This window comes from Paenibacillus sp. NMA1017 (assembly GCF_058895805.1).
Genome location: NZ_JBZXYR010000002.1, coordinates 269,022 through 287,143, shown reverse-complemented (window position 1 = coordinate 287,143; position 18,122 = coordinate 269,022). Strand labels below are relative to the sequence as shown.

21 protein-coding genes are annotated in these 18,122 nt (G+C 46.7%); 18 read left to right on the top strand and 3 right to left on the bottom strand.

The window, feature by feature from the left end:
* Nucleotide 1 precedes the first annotated feature (1 nt).
* The 3 genes from AC5ELV_RS06325 to lipB all read left to right on the top strand — a co-directional run bounded on the left by AC5ELV_RS06325 (nt 2) and on the right by lipB (nt 3,212).
* Nucleotides 2-988, top strand: coding sequence for an alpha-ketoacid dehydrogenase subunit beta (locus tag AC5ELV_RS06325; RefSeq protein ID WP_029517282.1), 987 nt, complete (start codon nt 2-4; stop codon nt 986-988).
* A gap of 88 nt (nt 989-1,076) precedes the next feature.
* Nucleotides 1,077-2,468, top strand: a complete 1,392-nt coding sequence (locus AC5ELV_RS06320; protein ID WP_493429538.1) for a dihydrolipoamide acetyltransferase family protein — start codon at nt 1,077-1,079, stop codon at nt 2,466-2,468.
* A 45-nt stretch (nt 2,469-2,513) separates the two neighbouring features.
* A complete protein-coding gene (gene lipB / locus AC5ELV_RS06315; protein WP_493429537.1) occupies nt 2,514-3,212 on the top strand; it encodes a lipoyl(octanoyl) transferase LipB in 699 nt (232 codons plus the stop codon).
* Nucleotides 3,213-3,333: 121 nt separating this feature from the next.
* On the opposite strand, the gene prli42 is transcribed toward lipB, so the two are convergent.
* On the bottom strand, nt 3,334-3,438 hold the full coding sequence (prli42, locus tag AC5ELV_RS06310; RefSeq protein ID WP_023989226.1) for a stressosome-associated protein Prli42: 105 nt from the start codon (nt 3,436-3,438) through the stop codon (nt 3,334-3,336).
* Between the two features lie 85 nt (nt 3,439-3,523).
* Between prli42 and AC5ELV_RS06305 the strand changes: the two genes are divergently transcribed.
* On the top strand, nt 3,524-4,657 hold the full coding sequence (locus tag AC5ELV_RS06305) for a tripeptidase T (protein WP_039270980.1): 1,134 nt from the start codon (nt 3,524-3,526) through the stop codon (nt 4,655-4,657).
* Between the two features lie 71 nt (nt 4,658-4,728).
* Here AC5ELV_RS06305 and mciZ read toward each other — a convergent pair whose 3' ends face one another.
* The gene (gene mciZ, locus AC5ELV_RS06300) at nt 4,729-4,872 is read right to left on the bottom strand and encodes a Z-ring formation inhibitor MciZ (RefSeq protein ID WP_080658620.1); all 144 of its coding nucleotides are present in this window, start codon (nt 4,870-4,872) and stop codon (nt 4,729-4,731) included.
* 125 nt (nt 4,873-4,997) lie between these two features.
* Here mciZ and AC5ELV_RS06295 point away from each other — a divergent pair, with 125 nt between their 5' ends.
* From AC5ELV_RS06295 to AC5ELV_RS06265, 7 genes are all read left to right on the top strand, one after another.
* Nucleotides 4,998-5,609, top strand: a complete 612-nt coding sequence (locus AC5ELV_RS06295; protein WP_493429536.1) for an NUDIX domain-containing protein — start codon at nt 4,998-5,000, stop codon at nt 5,607-5,609.
* A 4-nt stretch (nt 5,610-5,613) separates the two neighbouring features.
* A complete protein-coding gene (locus tag AC5ELV_RS06290; protein ID WP_493429535.1) occupies nt 5,614-6,810 on the top strand; it encodes an endonuclease Q family protein in 1,197 nt (398 codons plus the stop codon).
* Nucleotides 6,811-6,998: 188 nt separating this feature from the next.
* Entirely contained in the window at nt 6,999-7,652 is a 654-nt protein-coding gene (gene spoIIM / locus AC5ELV_RS06285) for a stage II sporulation protein M (protein WP_493429534.1), read from the top strand.
* A 99-nt stretch (nt 7,653-7,751) separates the two neighbouring features.
* Nucleotides 7,752-8,249: a ferric iron uptake transcriptional regulator gene (gene fur / locus AC5ELV_RS06280; RefSeq protein ID WP_013310789.1), complete on the top strand. Its 498-nt coding sequence runs from the start codon at nt 7,752-7,754 to the stop codon at nt 8,247-8,249.
* A gap of 166 nt (nt 8,250-8,415) precedes the next feature.
* Nucleotides 8,416-8,658, top strand: coding sequence for a YqzK family protein (locus AC5ELV_RS06275; protein ID WP_043882230.1), 243 nt, complete (start codon nt 8,416-8,418; stop codon nt 8,656-8,658).
* Nucleotides 8,659-8,763: 105 nt separating this feature from the next.
* Complete coding sequence (gene xerD / locus AC5ELV_RS06270) at nt 8,764-9,708, top strand: site-specific tyrosine recombinase XerD (protein WP_493429533.1); 945 nt, start codon at nt 8,764-8,766, stop codon at nt 9,706-9,708.
* A 71-nt stretch (nt 9,709-9,779) separates the two neighbouring features.
* Nucleotides 9,780-10,604, top strand: coding sequence for a purine-nucleoside phosphorylase (locus tag AC5ELV_RS06265; protein ID WP_013310786.1), 825 nt, complete (start codon nt 9,780-9,782; stop codon nt 10,602-10,604).
* A gap of 124 nt (nt 10,605-10,728) precedes the next feature.
* On the opposite strand, the gene AC5ELV_RS06260 is transcribed toward AC5ELV_RS06265, so the two are convergent.
* The gene (locus AC5ELV_RS06260; RefSeq protein WP_493429532.1) at nt 10,729-11,940 is read right to left on the bottom strand and encodes an O-antigen ligase family protein; all 1,212 of its coding nucleotides are present in this window, start codon (nt 11,938-11,940) and stop codon (nt 10,729-10,731) included.
* A gap of 204 nt (nt 11,941-12,144) precedes the next feature.
* On the opposite strand from AC5ELV_RS06260, the gene AC5ELV_RS06255 reads away from it, so the two are divergent.
* The 7 genes from AC5ELV_RS06255 (at nt 12,145) to AC5ELV_RS06225 (ending at nt 18,113) form a co-directional block, all read left to right on the top strand.
* A complete protein-coding gene (locus tag AC5ELV_RS06255; RefSeq protein WP_493429531.1) occupies nt 12,145-13,788 on the top strand; it encodes a glycosyl hydrolase family 28-related protein in 1,644 nt (547 codons plus the stop codon).
* Nucleotides 13,789-14,001: 213 nt separating this feature from the next.
* Nucleotides 14,002-15,195: a D-alanyl-D-alanine carboxypeptidase family protein gene (locus AC5ELV_RS06250; protein WP_493429530.1), complete on the top strand. Its 1,194-nt coding sequence runs from the start codon at nt 14,002-14,004 to the stop codon at nt 15,193-15,195.
* Nucleotides 15,196-15,291: 96 nt separating this feature from the next.
* Entirely contained in the window at nt 15,292-15,645 is a 354-nt protein-coding gene (gene spoIIAA / locus AC5ELV_RS06245; protein WP_493429529.1) for an anti-sigma F factor antagonist, read from the top strand.
* Entirely contained in the window at nt 15,642-16,097 is a 456-nt protein-coding gene (spoIIAB, locus tag AC5ELV_RS06240) for an anti-sigma F factor (protein ID WP_013310781.1), read from the top strand. Before spoIIAA ends, spoIIAB begins: the two co-directional genes overlap by 4 nt.
* 11 nt (nt 16,098-16,108) lie before the next feature.
* Nucleotides 16,109-16,864 (top strand): RNA polymerase sporulation sigma factor SigF, encoded by a 756-nt coding sequence (sigF, locus tag AC5ELV_RS06235; RefSeq protein WP_023989213.1) that lies wholly within the window; start codon nt 16,109-16,111, stop codon nt 16,862-16,864.
* A 176-nt stretch (nt 16,865-17,040) separates the two neighbouring features.
* Nucleotides 17,041-17,694 (top strand): stage V sporulation protein AA, encoded by a 654-nt coding sequence (locus AC5ELV_RS06230; RefSeq protein ID WP_493429528.1) that lies wholly within the window; start codon nt 17,041-17,043, stop codon nt 17,692-17,694.
* Nucleotides 17,691-18,113 carry a stage V sporulation protein AB gene (locus AC5ELV_RS06225; protein ID WP_029517296.1) on the top strand — a complete coding sequence of 141 codons (423 nt, stop codon included), beginning with the start codon at nt 17,691-17,693 and terminating at the stop codon, nt 18,111-18,113. Before AC5ELV_RS06230 ends, AC5ELV_RS06225 begins: the two co-directional genes overlap by 4 nt.
* Nucleotides 18,114-18,122: the final 9 nt, after the last annotated feature.

Sequence of the window (18,122 nt, the reverse complement as noted above, 5' to 3'; positions counted from 1 at the left end):
GATGGCGATTATGGAATATATTGATGCGATTCGTCTTGCGATGAAAGAAGAGATGGAGCAGGATGAAACAGTTTTTGTATTAGGTGAGGATGTCGGGGTGAAGGGCGGTGTCTTTACAACGACAAAGGGGCTTATGGACCAATTCGGTGAGCAACGTGTCATGGATACGCCATTGGCTGAGTCGGCTATTGCCGGGGTAGCGATTGGTGCAGCCATGTACGGAATGAAGCCGATTGCTGAAATGCAATATTCGGACTTCATGCTTCCAGCGACGAATCAGATTATTAGTGAAGCAGCTAAAATCCGCTACCGCTCTAACAACGATTGGAACTGTCCTGTTGTGATTCGCGCGCCAATCGGTGGAGGGATCTTTGGCGGTTTGTATCACTCTCAGTGTCCAGAATCGATCTTTTTTGGTACGCCGGGTTTGAAAATTGTTGCTCCATTTACACCTTATGACGCAAAAGGATTGCTGAAAGCAGCCATTCGTGACCCTGATCCAGTGCTATTTTTTGAAAATAAAAAATCCTACAAGCTGATCAAGGGTGAAGTGCCTGAGGATGATTATATCGTTCCGATTGGTAAGGCTAATCTATTACGTGAGGGTGACGATATTACGGTCATCGGATATAGCCAGCCTTTACATTTTGTCATGCAGGCTGCTGAGGAATTGGAGAAGGAAGAGGGCATTACCGCACAGGTTGTGGATTTGCGCACACTCCAACCGCTGGACCGCGAAGCCATTGTTGAGGCTGCACGACATACAGGTAAGGTATTAATCGTGCATGAGGACAACAAAACGGGCGGCATCGGTGCCGAGGTATCGGCTATTATTAATGAGGAGTGTCTGTTCGAGCTGGATGCGCCGATTGAGCGTCTATGTGCTCCTGATGTACCAGCCATGCCGATCAGTCCACCGATGGAGAAGTTTTATATGTTAAACAAGGATAAAGTTAAGGAAGCCATGCGCCGTCTTGCAATGTATTAATATAGGGCAGATTGGACGAAAGCATTCCAAAAGTATAGCGGGGGCAGCGGTAAAACGCGCCCTCCTATGATGTTAAGGAGTTGAAAAAATGTCAGACCAAACACAATGGAACGACGTGACCATGCCACAATTGGCAGAATCGCTCGTATCGGCGACAATTGCCAAATGGCTCAAACAACCTGGTGAAACGGTAGAGCAATTCGAGCCGATTTGCGAGGTTATTACAGATAAAGTGAATGCAGAAATCCCATCCACATTGGACGGCATTATGGGTGATCTGTTGGCAGAGGAAGGTCAGACAGTAGCGGTAGGCGAGTTAATTTGCCGTATCCAGACGAAGTCGGCTGCACCTGCGGCCGCATCAGAACCGACACCTGTTGCACCAGCATCTCAAAGTACCGTACAAACACAATCTCAGCAGAATGATGGATCGGACCAGTCCATGAGAGGACGTTTTTCCCCAGCGGTGCAAACCCTGGCTGCTGAGCATAATGTCGACTTAAGCCAAGTACCAGGCACGGGCATGGGGGGAAGAATTACCCGCAAAGACGTGCTGAATTATGTGCAGCAGGGCGGTTCTGCTCCCACTGGAGTATCTGGACAGCCGACTGCAACAACATCAGGACAAGGCTCTCCTTTTGCAGGAAGACAGCAGTCTGCCCCTCAGTACAGTACACAGATTCAAAATATGGACCCTGCTATTCCGGTTCGTAACAGTGGGATTCATTTGACGGAGGCTCCAAAAGCTCCTGTGATCGAAGTTGAGGGTGGCAACAATAACAGATCCGAGTATTTTATTGATGTTACACCCATTCGCAGTGCAATTGCTCGCAATATGCGACAAAGCGTTTCCGAAATTCCACATGCATGGACGACGATTGAGGTGGATGTGACCAACCTGGTGATGCTCCGCAACAAGATTAAAAACGAATTTAAGCAAAAAGAAGGAATTAATATCACGTATCTGGCTTTCCTTATGAAAGCAGTCGTGAATGCGATCAAGGAATATCCGATCATGAATTCGGTGTGGGCTGTGGATAAAATTATCGTCAAAAGAGACATCAATATTTCGCTGGCCGTGGGTACGGAGGACTCTGTTCTTACCCCTGTTATTAAAAAAGCGGACCAGAAAAATATTGCTGGATTAGCTCGTGAAATTGACGATTTGGCACGTAAAACCCGGGAAGGCACGCTCAAACTGGACGACATGCAAGGTGGAACGTTCACTGTAAACAACACAGGCTCCTTTGGTTCGATTTTATCTTATCCGGTGATTAACTATCCGCAGGCTGCAATTCTTACCTTTGAATCCATTGTCAAAAGACCCGTGGTTATTGATGATATGATTGCGGTTCGCTCGATGGCTAATCTGTGCTTGTCGCTGGATCATCGCATTTTGGACGGAGTGATTTGCGGACGATTCTTGCAACGGGTTAAAGAAAATCTAGAAGGCTACACTTTGGATACGAAGCTGTACTAATCATCCGAACAGTGGGGGAAATGTACGGAGAGGAAGTGACAGTCCGTGAACAGACGACCGCTTGATGTAACCTATACGAATAGGATGGAATATGCCCATGCATGGGATGTCCAGAAGGAGATTGTGGGAAAGCTGGATGCGGGAGAGGCAAGAGAAACACTTATGCTTCTCCAGCATCCGCCGACCTATACGATTGGTTCTCAGCGGCATCCTGAACATTTGCTCCTTACACCAGAGCAACTGAAGGAACAGGGTATCAGCGTCTTTCAGATTGACCGTGGGGGAGACATTACATATCATGGGCCGGGGCAGCTTGTCGGATATCCTCTACTTATGCTCGGCAACCGGGAGGCGCTGAATCTGCACGGATACCTTCGAAGTCTGGAAGAAGTGATCATCCAGTTGTTGGCATCTTATGGGGTTGAGGGAAGCCGTAAGCCTGAATATACGGGGGTATGGATCGGGAATCTTAAAATTGCGGCCATTGGTGTCAAATTCAACAAGTGTAAGCACCGTCGGGGCTTCGTAACCAGCCATGGCTTTGCCTTTAACATCAAATCAGGGATACAGCATGAGGGCTTTGAAGGCATTGTCCCGTGCGGAATTCAGGAATACGGTGTGACATCATTGGAGGACTGCACACAGAAGACCATGTCGGTGGAGCAGATTGCGAAGGAAATTGTACCGTACTTTGAACAGCAATTTTCATTTGCTGCGCAATGGCAAACGCGTTCTTTCCAATAAAGGTAAGGCGGGCTATTGTGTATCTACACGGAAGCCCGCCTGTTTGCTTTACGTAACAGCTCGTCCACTCAAGGCTTCAATAGTGCCTTAGAGCAGCCGGATACCTTGAGCGGTATAGTTATTATAGTGGCATAATAAACGGCTCAATTACCATGAATAGCGTAGAACCAATCATAGCTGCGAGCATAATGTAGACGAAAAAACGAACCCATTTTTTGTTCGACATGTGTAACTCCTTTAGGATAGGTTTAAGTCATAGATAAGAACATCTATCCGTATTGTAGCGTAATCGGGAAAGAGAGGAAAGTTTAATGACAGTAAAAGTAGTAAAAGACCGAATCGTACAGGAATTTATGGAACTCGTACAGGTGGATAGCGAAACGAAAAATGAGCAGGAAATTTCACGTGTTCTAAAAGAGAAGTTTAATGCACTCGGGCTGGAAGTAATGGAAGACGATTCTCGTGAAAGAACCGGACATGGTTCAGGCAATCTGATCGTCACCTGGAAAGCGGAAGGTGTGGAGCAAGCACCCAAATTATTTTTTACCTGCCACATGGATACCGTTACTCCGGGTAAAGGCATTAAGCCGCAGTTGGGTGAGGATGGCTGGATTCGTAGTGACGGTTCAACGATTCTGGGGTCTGACGACAAAGCGGGAATTGCTGCTTTGTTCGAGGCGATTCGTGTCGTGCGCGAGCAGAATATTCCCCATGGTCAAATCCAGTTTGTGATTACGGCTGGTGAGGAATCTGGTTTGATGGGTGCACGGGCCATGAAGCCGGAAGTGTTGGATTCTGATTTCGGATATGCTTTGGATTCGAATGGTGAAGTCGGCTCTATTTGTATAGCTGCCCCAACGCAGGCACGTATTGAAATGAAGATAACCGGGAAGTCCGCTCATGCAGGGGTAAATCCCGAAGATGGCATTAGTGCCATTCAGGTCGCTTCTAAAGCAATTTCTAAAATGAAACTAGGACGGATTGATAAGGAAACGACCGCTAACATCGGCAGTTTCGAGGGCGGCGGCGCAACAAATGTGGTATGCGATTTTGTATTGATCCGTGCAGAGGCACGTAGTATTGTGCAGGAAAAGGTTAATCATCAAATCCAGCATATGCGTGAAGCACTGGAAACCACCACACGTGAATTTGGTGCACAGGGAGAGTTCCGCAGTGAAGTCATCTATCCGGCATTCAGTTTTACGGAGCATGATGAAGTTGTACAGGTTGCTCAGCGTGCGATTCAAAGACTGGGACTAGCAACGCCGACCTTCCATTCCGGTGGTGGCTCAGATGCTAATGTGTTCAACGGGCTTGGAATTCCAACGGTGAATTTGGCTGTGGGCTACCAGAACATCCATACTACTGAGGAAAAGATTAAGGCCGATGATCTGGTGAAGGTTGCTGAAGTTGTCGTAGCTCTGATTCAAGAAACCACAAAATAAATTTGTATTATACACTTGCAACATACTGAAAAAAGGTTCAGGTTAAAGACAGGAACAGTGTTCCTTCGTCTTTAGACCTGAACCTTTTTTGGAACAACTAGCGAAGCGATGGTGGCAGTAGGTCCGTGTTCCTTTTGCCATTGACGCAAGAGTGCTTGAATCTGCCAGGCTTTACCAACGATATGGAGGGTGCTTTCAGTACGGTAGCTTTTCATTTCTGTATCTCCTCATGACAGGAAGTTTGTTATCCTACCACCAGCATATGTACAAAGTGGACAAGTTAGACTAACTTTGGTGATAATTAATAAAGAAAGATAGATATGAAGGAGGAAACTTACCGATGAACGAGCAAACGAACGGACAATTGAACAATCAAACAAACGATGCACATCGCAAGCCTTATTCCAATCCTGCGCTGGAGGAAAAGACCGTGTCCACACAGCCTATCTTTGAGGGAAAGGTCATTACATTGCAGGTAGACACGGTAGAGCTTCCCGACGGCTCTACTGGAAAGCGTGAGATTGTAAAGCATCCAGGTGCGGTGGCTGTTTTGGCTCTACATGAAGGGAAAATGCTGGTCGTGGACCAGTACAGACAGGCTATGGGGCGCTGCGAGGTGGAAATTCCTGCAGGTAAGCTAGAGCGGGGCGAAGACCCGATGGAAGCAGCGGGGCGTGAGCTGAGAGAAGAGACAGGTTATACTGCCAAGTCGCTGAATCTGCTGCACTCCTTTTATACCTCTCCTGGCTTTGCAGATGAAATCATTCATCTGTATGTGGCCGAAGAGCTGGAGTTAGGTGAGATGGAACCGGATGAGGATGAATTTCTGGAGCTGTTTGAGGTAACGCTGGAAGAAGCACAGACGCTCATTCGTGAAGGACGGATTAGTGATGCTAAAACGATTCTGGCCGTCTATGCATGGCAACTCCGCCAACTTACAGGGAGCTTCTAAGCGTATGGATGAAAATATAGTAGAACTTAACGACTACTTTGCAGACTTGCATATTCATATTGGCAGGACAGAGAAGGGAAATCCGGTCAAAATTAGTGGCAGCCGCGACCTGACCTTTGCCAACATAGCTAAGGAAGCCTCCGGTCGCAAAGGAATTGGGCTGATCGGTATCATTGACTGCCATGCACCTAATGTACAGGAGGATATTCGTACCTATTTACATACGGGTGAAATGAAGGAAATCAGCGGCGGCGGTATCGCATACCGGGATACGGTTATTCTTCTTGGCACGGAGCTGGAAATACGTGCTGAAGGTCGTCCCGAGGCGCACGTACTGGCCTATTTTCCAAATCTGGCGACGATGGAAGATTTTACCCAATGGCTGACTCGGCATATGAAAAATGTTAATCTCAGCTCACAACGAATCTATGCACCGCCACGCGAGTTGCAGCAACAAATTTACGGACGTGGAGGCATTATGGTGCCTGCACACGTGTTTACTCCTCATAAGGGCATATACGGCAGTTCAGCGGCTCGTATGGAGGAACTGCTGGATATGGAGCTCATTAGTGGGGTGGAGCTGGGGCTGAGCGCAGATTCATCTATGGCCGGTTTGATTTCGGAACTGGATCGCTTCAGCTTTCTCACGAATTCAGATGCCCATTCACTTGGGAAAATCGGACGAGAATACAATAAATTATCACTGGCGAAGCCGTGTTTTGATGAATTTAGAATGGCTTTGGAGCGGCGGGAAGGACGACGGGTGCGTGCCAACTACGGATTAAATCCGAAACTGGGCAAATACCATCGCTCTTACTGTCAAAGCTGCGGTACGATTATTGACGAGCAACAGATGGCGGATGAACGTTGTCCTGACTGTGGTCATACCAAGCTGGTGCGAGGTGTGCTGGATCGAATATGGAGCATTGCCGACCGTGAACAGCCCATGATTCCCTCCTATCGTCCGCCGTACATTTACCAGATTCCACTGGAGTTTATTCCAGGTCTGGGCAAAGCCAAGCTGAACCAGCTATTGGCTGCATTTGGAACAGAAATGAATATTTTACATGAGGTTACACAGGAGGAGTTAGCAGCAGTCGTCGGAAAAGTGCTGGCAGAGCAAATTGTGCTTTCACGCGAGGGGCGACTGTCACTTGTATCCGGTGGTGGTGGAACATACGGCAAAATAGCGAAGTCCTAGTAAACTCTTGTCCCTCTAAAGGCATATCAGCGTCTGCTTGTTCATAACCATAAATTATCTATGCCGCTGGCTTGGCACATCATTCGTGATGTTTGATCTGCAGCGAAAGCTGCCCCATTTCTAGCCATCAGCCGTCGGATTACGGTTGTTTTTTGGACAAACAAGCAGATGAAAGGGGCAGGACGCCGATGCAATGGTTTCGTCATACGTTAAAGGATCAGACGCCGTATTATGTTTTCTTGGCTGTGCTGTTTCTGGTGGGAGTCGTATTTGGCGCACTTATGGTAAACGCACTCACCCTGGAGCAATTACAGGATTTGTCCCGTTACCTGAAGGATTTTTTTGTAACGGTCAATCAAAACGAACAGGGCTTGGCTGATTCGCAGGCGACCTCGACCTTTTGGGATAGCGTATCTTTACATCTGAAATGGGTCGGCCTAATTTGGGTGTGTGGCCTTTCGGTTATTGGTCTTCCAGGCATTCTTGTATTGAATTTCCTCAAGGGTGTGCTAATCGGATTTTCAGTAGGTTATATGGTGGGGCAATATTCGTGGAAAGGACTGCTATTTTCTTTGGTTTCAGTTGCTCCCCATAACCTGCTCGTGATTCCGATACTGCTCGTCTGCAGCGTGGCTGCGATGACTTTTTCCATCCATATGATCAAAACGAAAATACTCGCTACCCGGCCGTCAGACGGAATGCTGCGTCCGTTGCTGTCTTACGCAGGATTGACTGCTGTGATGATGGTGCTTCTTATTGGTAGCGCGTCCTTTGAAACTTGGATCACCCCGGTTATGATGCAATGGGTCACTCCTATGCTGACAGCTTCCGTGTCATCTTGATCCGTTTCAAAATGTTTGACTTTATTTGTATAGACCCCCTATAATAATAGGAGTGAAAAAAGTGCAGTAGGCAGTAGCTTTGCAGGGGGAGGGAGACACATGGAAGCACGGATCGAAAAAATTAAGCAGCAGCTGCAATCCCAGGGCTACAAACTAACGCCTCAGCGGGAAGCCACCGTCAGAGTTTTACTTGAGAACGAAGATGATCATCTGAGTGCGGAAGATGTATTTATGCTCGTCAAAGAGAAAGCTCCCGAAATCGGTCTGGCAACCGTATACCGTACCCTAGAACTGCTAAGTGAACTGCATGTCGTGGAGAAAATTAATTTTGGTGATGGCGTTGCGCGTTATGATTTGCGCGGCGATACAACCAAACATCACCATCACCATTTGATATGTGTGCAGTGTGGCAGTGTAGATGAAATACTGGAAGATTGGCTTGGACCGTTGGAGGAGCGTCTGGAACGGGAATATAATTTTACCGTAGTGGATCATCGTTTGGACTTCCACGGTATTTGTTATCGTTGTAAGGCGAAGAACGATACGACCGCTCAGAAATCTTTGGGCAAATCCAGAAAAAACAAATCTCAGGACTAAAAGCTGACTACCCAAGCTCTCACCGACGAAGATGCGTTCGGGAGAGCTTTTTTGGTTCGAAATCTGTTGTTCGGGATTAAGCGGTATAAAAAGGAATAGCTTGTCATACCCTTCCATAGAGAGTCCTAATTAGGGCCATATTCTGGGGAAAAGGCGGCTGATCGACATGGTACTATCGTTGCGGAGAGGACTAAAATGGCTGCGTTTGGTAATCTTGTTCGGGGTACTGGCATGTATGTTCTTTTTTAGCCTCAGGCTGTTTACAGATTGGATAACACCTGTAGATCATTACCGAATACCGGAAGGACATGCAGTTAAGGTATTTGGCGGACAAAAAGTAAATGAAGGGTCCGAGCATCGAATAGCAGTGTTGGAACGTTTACGTTTCTTTTACTGGTATGGTGAATAGTCTAAGTAATCGGTCTTGATGAGCTTATGAAATGAAGGCAGCACACGAAGAAGCAGACGCTGAGACTGAACCGCTGTATGCAGAACAAGGAGACTTTTGGAACTCATGAAAATGTACATTCAACCTTTCGCTCAATATATGGAAGAGGAAAAGGGTTTGTCGCGCAGCACTTTGGAAGCGTATCAACGAGACGTGCAGCAGTTTGCTGAGTTCGCAGAAAGCTGTGGAATTGAGCAGCCGGATAACGTCCAACGGTCACATCTGGTACTGTATTTGGGCCGTTTGAAGGAACAGGGAAAAGCTGCGGCGACGATATCACGTAGCGTCGCCTCCATTCGCTCCTTTTTTCATTTTCTTATTCGGGAGGGAATTACGATCCATGATCCGTCCGTTCTGCTGGAGCTGCCTAAAGCGACTAAAAAGAAGCCCTCGGTGCTAACGCAGGATGAGATAGAGCGTTTGCTGGACGCGCCAGATGTGACTGCCCCGCAAGGGGTGCGAGACAAGGCGATGCTGGAGTTGCTATATGCGACGGGCATTCGTGTATCGGAGCTAATTGCCCTAAATGTGCGTGATGTGCGCACTGATCTGCGCTTTGTGCATTGTGGCGGCGAGGCAGGCAAGGAGCGTGTTGTACCGATCAGCCGTGAGGCATCACAGTGGGCACAAGCCTACATGGACGAGCAGCGTCTATTATTGCTGAGATCCGGGCAGGGTGAAGAAGCTCAGGTAGAGCAGGAAGCCATGTTCCTGAACGTATCTGGACAGCGTCTCAGTAGACAGGGCTTCTGGAAAATGATTAAGAAGTACGGCCAGGAAGCAGGCATAAGCGAGGATATCACGCCCCACACGTTGCGGCATTCCTTTGCGGTACATATGCTGGAGGGCGGAGCGGACTTACGCTCTGTACAGGAAATGCTGGGTCATGCTGATCTGTCAACGACGCAGGTATATGCGCAGACGGCCAGACGGAATATGAAGGAAGTATATGAAAAGCATCACCCGCACGGCGGCAACCGCACTTCTCATGAAAGCAAAGATCGAACGTAACGATACTTTACTTTCATAGAAAATGTGATTATGACTATAACTTTACGATGTACAAGTCAGGAGAGATACTAATGTCAACAGCCAACCAAGCTACAATTCAGGAAGCAGCAGATTATATCCGTGCCAAAAGCGGAATACGTCCAGAGATTGGTCTTATTCTGGGATCGGGTCTCGGTATTCTGGCCGATTTAATTCAGGATGGAATTAGTATTCCTTATCAGGATATTCCCCATTTTCCTGTATCGACGGTAGAAGGTCACGAGGGAGAATTACTGTTAGGCACGATTGAAGGTCGCGCTGTCGTCATGATGAAAGGGCGCTTCCATATGTATGAGGGCTATGGCCCGCAACTGACGGCTTTCCCAGTTCGGGTGATGAAGCAATTGGGGATTCAAAGTCTGCTGGTGACAAATGCAGCAGGTGGTGTAAATACTTCCTACGAAGCAGGCGATCTGATGGTCATCTCGGATCATCTTAATCTGACAGGACAAAATCCGCTGATCGGACCGAACGATGCCGGTCTGGGCGTTCGTTTTCCAGACATGTCGGAGGCGTACAGCCGCCGCTTGCGTGAAATTGCCAAGCAAACGGCTAACCAGCAGGGCTTCAGCCTGCAAGAAGGTGTATATGCTGGATTGCTGGGACCTAACTATGAAACGCCTGCTGAAATCGTCATGCTACGTACACTGGGCGCAGATGCGGTGGGTATGTCGACCGTATCTGAGGTTATTGTAGCCCGTCATGCAGGTATTGAGGTACTGGGCTTCTCCTGTATCACGAATATGGCCGCAGGCATTCTGGATCAGCCTTTGTCCCATGGTGAAGTGATGGAGACGGCAGAGAAGGTACGTGAGCAATTTTTAAAACTTGTGCTAGCGATTATTCCACAAATGTAGATTGGGGATCATGTTCAACCGAAGCGGTGGACATATACCCCAAGAGCCCCGTATCCGAACGCCTTTTGTTGGCGTGGGTACGGGGTTCTTTTTCACATACAGCGGTTGAGCTGAGTATGATCTCCTAATGAAGAGGCTGTGTGCTCAATGCAGTTGAATTCGCTTTTTCTGCTACAGCCAGTTTATGTCGTTCTTGCACCTTGATCACAATAACCATAAAAATAATCCAGTAAATAGATAGCGAGTTCAGGAAACGGCTGTCCGTTATATTGTTCAATACGATAAAAAGGAAAAAAACCGCTGCCGTCAGCCATGTATACATATCTGCTTTGCCAATTCTGAATTTAAATAAAGTGGTTATGGCGAGTGTAATGGTTGCCAGTAGTCCTGTAAGGCCCACATCGATCCACAGATCTCGGAAACCGCTATGGCTGCTTGTCAGATCAAATCGAATTCCATTCGCATAGATACTGGGCCGGGCTGCCCAGTAGGAGCCATAACCATGTCCGAACCAGTAATGGCTCTGAATAGCACCACCAATCCCCTGCCAGATTTCCGTTCTTCCAGTTAAGGTCGTTGTTTTTCCAAATTCCGATGCAATCGCATCTCCATAAGCAAAGATGAATACCAAACCCAAAAGAACGAGCAAGCAGGAACAGCTAATGAAGAAACCGCGCAATGCAATGCTTCGGATTCTCTTGAATAGCAATATAAACAATATAAATACGAAGAGCGAAGATGTCAGCACCAATGAGGTGGTAGATTGGCACTCGAAGAGCAATAAGGCATTGAGTAAGATGAAGCCAATATGCAAAACTTTATGTTTACCCCTGAAAAAGTAAATAACATGTGAAACAAAACTTAACAGAGAGAGAGTTCCAAGTGTATTTTTATGACCAGAGATGCCCTTCCATAGCCCAGTATGTTCTACGCCACCATGAATAGCAAAGGAGGGAACGAGCAAAACGGCGAGTAGATTGAGTATGCTCAAAATACTTAACGTAACGACTAAGAGGCGAATGCAGCCCTGTGTTGTATAATGGGTGACCAAATAGAGTCCAAAGGTAGAGAAGGCAAGAAATTTGAGAACCATCAGCAAGGAAGAGGTCTGCTCTTGTTCAGCCCATAAACAGGAGGCAGCGATGTACAGCATGAGTAAAGTAAGCAACGGATTGTCGGCTAAGGTTGCGATCAATGACTTGAGTGAAGGTAGTAGCATGGTATAGCTGAACAACAGGATAAGCAGGGAAATCGTGATAACTCTGGGGGACAAACCCTGACAAGCATAAGGAATCGAAAAAGCCAGTAAACCAGCTACTGTAAGTACATGTTTCACGATTTCACCGCCTAGATACATTATGTATCTATAATATACAAAACGTATCTTCTTGTACAATAATAATAAAATATTTATTTTCATTTTTCTCAAGCCTAGAGCAAGCCTTATTGTGCATATACTCAGTCCATGCTAAGAAAATGAAGAATTCTTCGGCTTGGTTAAAAAGGAACTTTTTACGTTTTTAAACATGGGGGTGTTCGGGTGGCGGATCATTTTACAGACCGTTTGAAGTTGAATTTGAGTGGTACAGGCAAAGACTTAACGCAGCAGCAATTAAATGAAAATTTTAAAACCATTGAAAAAGAATTCATTGAACGCAGTGTAAACGTAAGCTGGTTTGGAGCTGTTGGTGATGGTATTCAGGATGACACGGCAGCTTTGCAGGAATTGATTAATAAGACCCCCGATTATTCCATTCTTCACATCCCCAGTGGACGATACAAAATAACCTCTACCCTACAGATTCGCAAGCAGGGTGTGCGCATTTTTGGCATTCATAAGGGCAGATACCGACAAGGCAAAGGTGTTACGTCGATTGAATATTATGGTACGGGTCCTTGTTTTCAAATTGGAGATGAAAGTCTACCATCGTTTAGCGGATTTCAAAATGTGCAGTTTCATGACTTATCGATCCGGTACGAGGGGGCTGACAGAGCCACATTAAATAATCCGTTTTCGCAGTCAGTGAAGCGTGGATATTACGGCAAAGGTACCTTGGGTATTCAGGATTGGAAGGGCGGCGGAGTTGTCCTGGATAACGTCCTAATTGAGCATTTTGAAACGGCTTTTTGGGGCTACGAAAGTGATGTGAATTTATTTAAATGCACGGAGATTAATTACAATAAAACAGGGATTCACTTGCAGAACAGAAGTTCACAGTTTACTAGCATAGCGCTTTTTACATTGGGGAACGATACGGCATTGGATCTGAATAGCTCCAACGGGGCCAGATTTTTGGCTAGCCAACACATTAAGGATGGAAGTTCCAATGATATTCCCATTCTAATTAATGATTTTATGAACGCTGAATTTATAGGCTGCTGGTTTGAGGGACTAAGCAGAGAGCATAAGATGACAGTGCCTTCTTTTATTCAAATTGGTACTACTAAAGAAACCAAAAATGTGGCTTTGCGTGACTCCATTTTAGCGATAGCGGACAAATTCGATGACACCCAATCCGTATGTAACTATTTTGTAGATGTGGTCATTGGCAAAAAAGTTTTGGTGGACGAGGTTGGAGGGTATCCCCGTAATCTAAAGCAGCTTATTTCTTTCTCTGGTAGCTCTTCTACACAGCAGGTGACACTTCGCTCACATTTGGATTTTAGCTATAGTAATAATCGTTATGACGAGAATAATGGGACAGGGCAGGCTTTGCTGCTGGTCGAGAAATACTCGAACAACGGGATTGAGCATTTGGACGAAACCTTTGTTAAAGCCTACCTGGGAGCGAGGCAAAATCTTCCGGCAGGTAGTTGGCAGAAGGTGAAGTTCAATCAAATCAATCATGATGAGCTGATCGAATTCGATGCGGTGAATAGCCGATGGCGAGCCAAGCGAGCTGGGAAATACAGAATACAAGTCTACATTTCGACCGATCCTCAAGTGGATGGCAATCGCACACGGCTGGCACTTCACCTGAATGATGAGCAGCTTGCCGGGAGTTCCGCCTATGCTTATCTCGATGATAGGGTAATTGGCGGACTGAACTATAGTGCATTGAGTGGAGCAATGGAACTTAGACTGGAAGCGAATTCTTTTATTGACATACGGGTGTTCACTCAAAATACAATGGATATTCTACCGGGCGGAGGGATCACATATCTCACCGTTAGCCGAATTTAAACAATTATTTCATAGACGATAGATGTTCTGTCATTTTATATATTGGAAAATGCGCACCATGCTGACTCAGCTTGGTGCTATTTGATGTTTTTATTCATATGGAATATTTTTCTTTCATTTTGACGACAATGGTTAGCAGCACGCGAATAGGCCGGAAGGGTAAGTAAATGGGCTCCGGTGCTTTACGCCAATATGTTGAGGAGGGAACCGATTGTGAAGAAAAAAGTGGTGGCGTTCATCCTGGCTTGCCTGGTAGCCTTGACTGCCGTCCCCGTCGGCGGTTGGGCCGAAGAAAGCATACCTGAAAGCAAAACCAAAGAGGGATCAGGGGCTGAGCTAGCTCCGCAGGCTCTCTCGGCGATCCTGATGGATGCAGATACGGGCACAGTCATCTATGAAAAAAACAGTCGTGAAAAGCTTCCTCCAGCGAGCATCACCAAGATTATGACGATGTTGCTGACAATGGAGGCCATTCAGGATGGCAAGCTCAAGCTGACCGATAAAGTTCGGGCCAGCGAATATGCGTCTTCAATGGGGGGATCGCAAATTTTCTTGGAGCCGGGAGAAGAAATGACGGTCGATGAGATGCTGAAGGGAATTGCGATGGCTTCCGGCAACGACGCCTCTGTGGCGATGGCTGAGAAAATTGCAGGGTCTGAGCAGGCTTTTGTCGACATGATGAACGCCAAGGTGCAGCAGCTCGGACTCAAGGATACACATTTTGCCAATTGCAACGGTTTACCTGTCGAGAATCACTATTCTTCTGCGCATGATATTGCGGTTATGAGCCGAGAGTTGTTGAAATACCCGCAAATTACGAAATATACGGGAGCCTATCAGGACTATTTGCGCAAATCCTCCGAAAAACCCTTTTGGCTGGTGAATACGAATAAGCTGGTCCGTTTTTATACTGGAGCAGATGGGCTGAAAACAGGTTATACAGCAGAAGCAAAGTTCTGTCTTTCCGCTACTGCGAAGCGTGATGGCTTGCGCGTCGTAGCTGTCGTGCTCGGGGAGCCGAATACGAAGATACGCAACAATGAAGTATCTTCCATGTTCGACTACGCATTTTCTCAATATACAATGAAATCCATATACAAGCCGGGTGAATTGCTGGGCAGTGTAAAAGTTGAAAAAGGCGTATTGACAGAGCTGAAAATTCAGGCTGACCGTTCTTACAGTGTGCTGGTGAAAAAAGGTGGCAACAAACAAACGTTGCGTCATGAGTTGCAACTGGCCCCAAGCCTTAAAGCTCCTGTCCGGGCTGGTGATCCAGTTGGTAAGCTGGTCGTCTATCAGGATGGACAACGGCTTAAGGAGTTTAATATCACTTCGCCTGTGGCTATCGAAAAGGCCGGATGGTGGAAATTGTTTAAACGTACCATGTCGAACCTATTTTCTTTGTAGATTTTACGGGGTTTTCTTCTAGTTTTGTCGGAGGGCAGGAATCGTCTGCGGCTACGTAGAAATCCTTGTCCAAGACCGGGAGGAGAGTGAGTAAGCATGAACCTGCAAATTGAAATGGAGCATCACCGGGGGGTACTGATTGTAAGGCTGTCTGGTGAGCTTGATCACCATACGTCGGACATGGTCCGTATGCAAATGGACGAGGCGATTCAGCGCCGGCAATGCGAGCATATTGTGCTAAGCCTGAAGAATCTTCAGTTTATGGATAGCTCCGGCATTGGCGTTATCTTGGGACGGTACAAACTGATCAAGCAAAAGGGCGGAAAAATGGCAGTCTGTGATGTCAATCCGCCAGTACACCGACTGCTGGATATGTCAGGGCTGTTCAAAATCATGCCCATATATGACAACGAGGGAAATGCGCTCACGGAACTGGAGGTAGTGTCATGAGAGAAGGCACGGGTAACAATTTCATGAGCTTGCAGTTTGCTGCCAAATCGGAGAATGAAGCATTTGCTCGTGTGGCTGTCGCAGCCTTTATTTCCAGGCTTGATCCCACAATGGATGAGCTAAGCGATTTGAAAACCGTGGTGTCTGAAGCGGTGACAAACAGTATTATTCACGGTTATGACAGCGACCCGTCAGGTGTCGTAACGATCAAAGTCGGGATTGAAGCGGACGTGATCACGTTGGTTGTTGAGGACGCAGGCCGAGGAATTGAGGATCTAGAGCTGGCCAAGCAACCTCTATATACGTCCAAACCTGAATTGGAACGCTCCGGCATGGGCTTTACGATTATGGAAAATTTCATGGATGAGTTTGAAGCAGTCAGTGAGCCGGGCGGAGGCACGTCGGTCCGGATGAAGAAAAGGATTGAATCCAAGAAAGCTTTATATAATTAGGAGTTGATCCTATGGAAGCAGGAGGAAAAAAAACTTCGCACAGCTATTTGGAGGATGCGGAAGTCAAGCGGCTTATTGCACTGAGTCAATCCGGTGATAATGAGGCTCGTGAGACACTGGTCAATAGTAATATCCGGCTCGTCTGGTCTGTCGTGCAGCGCTTTATGAACCGGGGGTATGAACCTGACGATCTTTTTCAAATTGGTTGCATCGGCTTGTTAAAATCGGTGGATAAATTCGATCTCAGCTACGAAGTCAAATTTTCAACATATGCAGTACCGATGATTATCGGTGAGATTCAACGGTTCCTGCGTGATGACGGTACACTCAAGGTTAGCCGTTCCTTGAAGGAAACGGCCAATAAGGTTCGCAAAATGAAGGACGAGCTATCCAAACGGCTCAACCGCCTGCCTACAGTCAAGGAAGTTGCTGATGAGCTGGGAGTGACACCGGAGGATGTTGTTTTTGCGCAGGAGGCCAATAAGCCGCCTACTTCAATTCACGAAACGGTGTTCGAAAATGATGGTGATCCAATTACACTTATGGATCAGATTGCTGACGAATCACAGGAAAGATGGTTCGACAAGCTGGCACTCAATGAGGCCATTGGCGGACTATCTGAGCGGGAGCGGTTGATTGTGTACCTGCGCTATTACCGGGATCAGACTCAATCAGAGGTTGCAAGTCGGCTTGGTATTTCTCAGGTGCAGGTATCACGGCTGGAAAAAAAGATTTTACAACTGATCCGCGATCAGATTGCCCAATAATAACAGTCAGGATCTTAGTGAAATCCTCATGCTTACGTAATTCTAAAGGGTATTCCAAAGCCATTTTAATGGCCAGGGGTACTCTTTTTTGCGTGGGATAAAAGACAATACACAGAATAGGTTTGCTTTCTTCGTTCCATACTAATCGATAATTACGAGGATAAGGAGGGGATCGGATGACTCATAGTCCGGCTCCTACAGTAGCTCCTATTGTCTACTTGCGGCTCCGCAGCCGTGTGCGCATGATACAAGGGCAGGATTTACATTTGGGTGATGTAGCCCATCTGCTGACTAATCCTGAATGGGAAAAGGATCTGCTTGAGCTTGTTCTCAAGCGGCCGCAGCACCAGGACGGTAATCTGATACTGATAGACATGCTGCAGATCATAGCAAAAATTAGAGATCATATTCCGGGGGTCGTAGTTGAGTCTCTCGGGAAGCCGCATGTACTTGTGGAACTCGTGGAGAAACCCCGTAAGCCGTCCAAAATACTGTTTGTTTTGGTATGGGTGCTTCTGTTTTTTGGCTCTGCACTGACAATTATGAATTTTCATGCCGACGTTAGCATGATGGAGGTACAGGTTCGGATTGTGGAGATGATTACGGGGCATAAGGATGAGCATCCGTACCTGTTTCAAATTGCTTACTCGATCGGCATCGGCTTTGGCATGATCGTTTTTTTTAATCACTTGTTCAAGAAAAAATGGAACGAGGAGCCGACGCCGCTGGAGGTGGAAATGTATCTATACCAGGAAAATGTGGATCAGTATGTTGTGGCAGAGGAGTATGAAAAGATGGCCCGTCTGCAGACAAAGGATAAGAAACCATGATATTTGTACAGGCTGCACTTCAGATTATTTTAGGTATTGCTGGGGGCCTTGCGGTGGGTAGCGGTGTAATTGCTTTTTTTATTGTGCTGGATATCATGCCGCGATTAGCACAACTCACCCGTACGTATAAAAAATCACGTGCATACGAAAAGGCAATGATTATAGGTTCAGTGCTGGGAACTGTGGTCGATTTTTGGAACATTTGCTTGCCACTACCGGGCATATTTACATGGATACCTGGGTTATTTTGCGGAGTGTTTATTGGTTTGCTCGCCGCGGCTTTAACGGAGGTATTAAATCTCCTACCTATACTCGCCAAGCGACTCCACATGACCGTGTATATGCTCGGTCTGCTAATGGCAATGGTGCTTGGAAAGGTGACGGGTTCCTTATTTGACTGGTTTGTATACAACCGTTAACAACGAAAG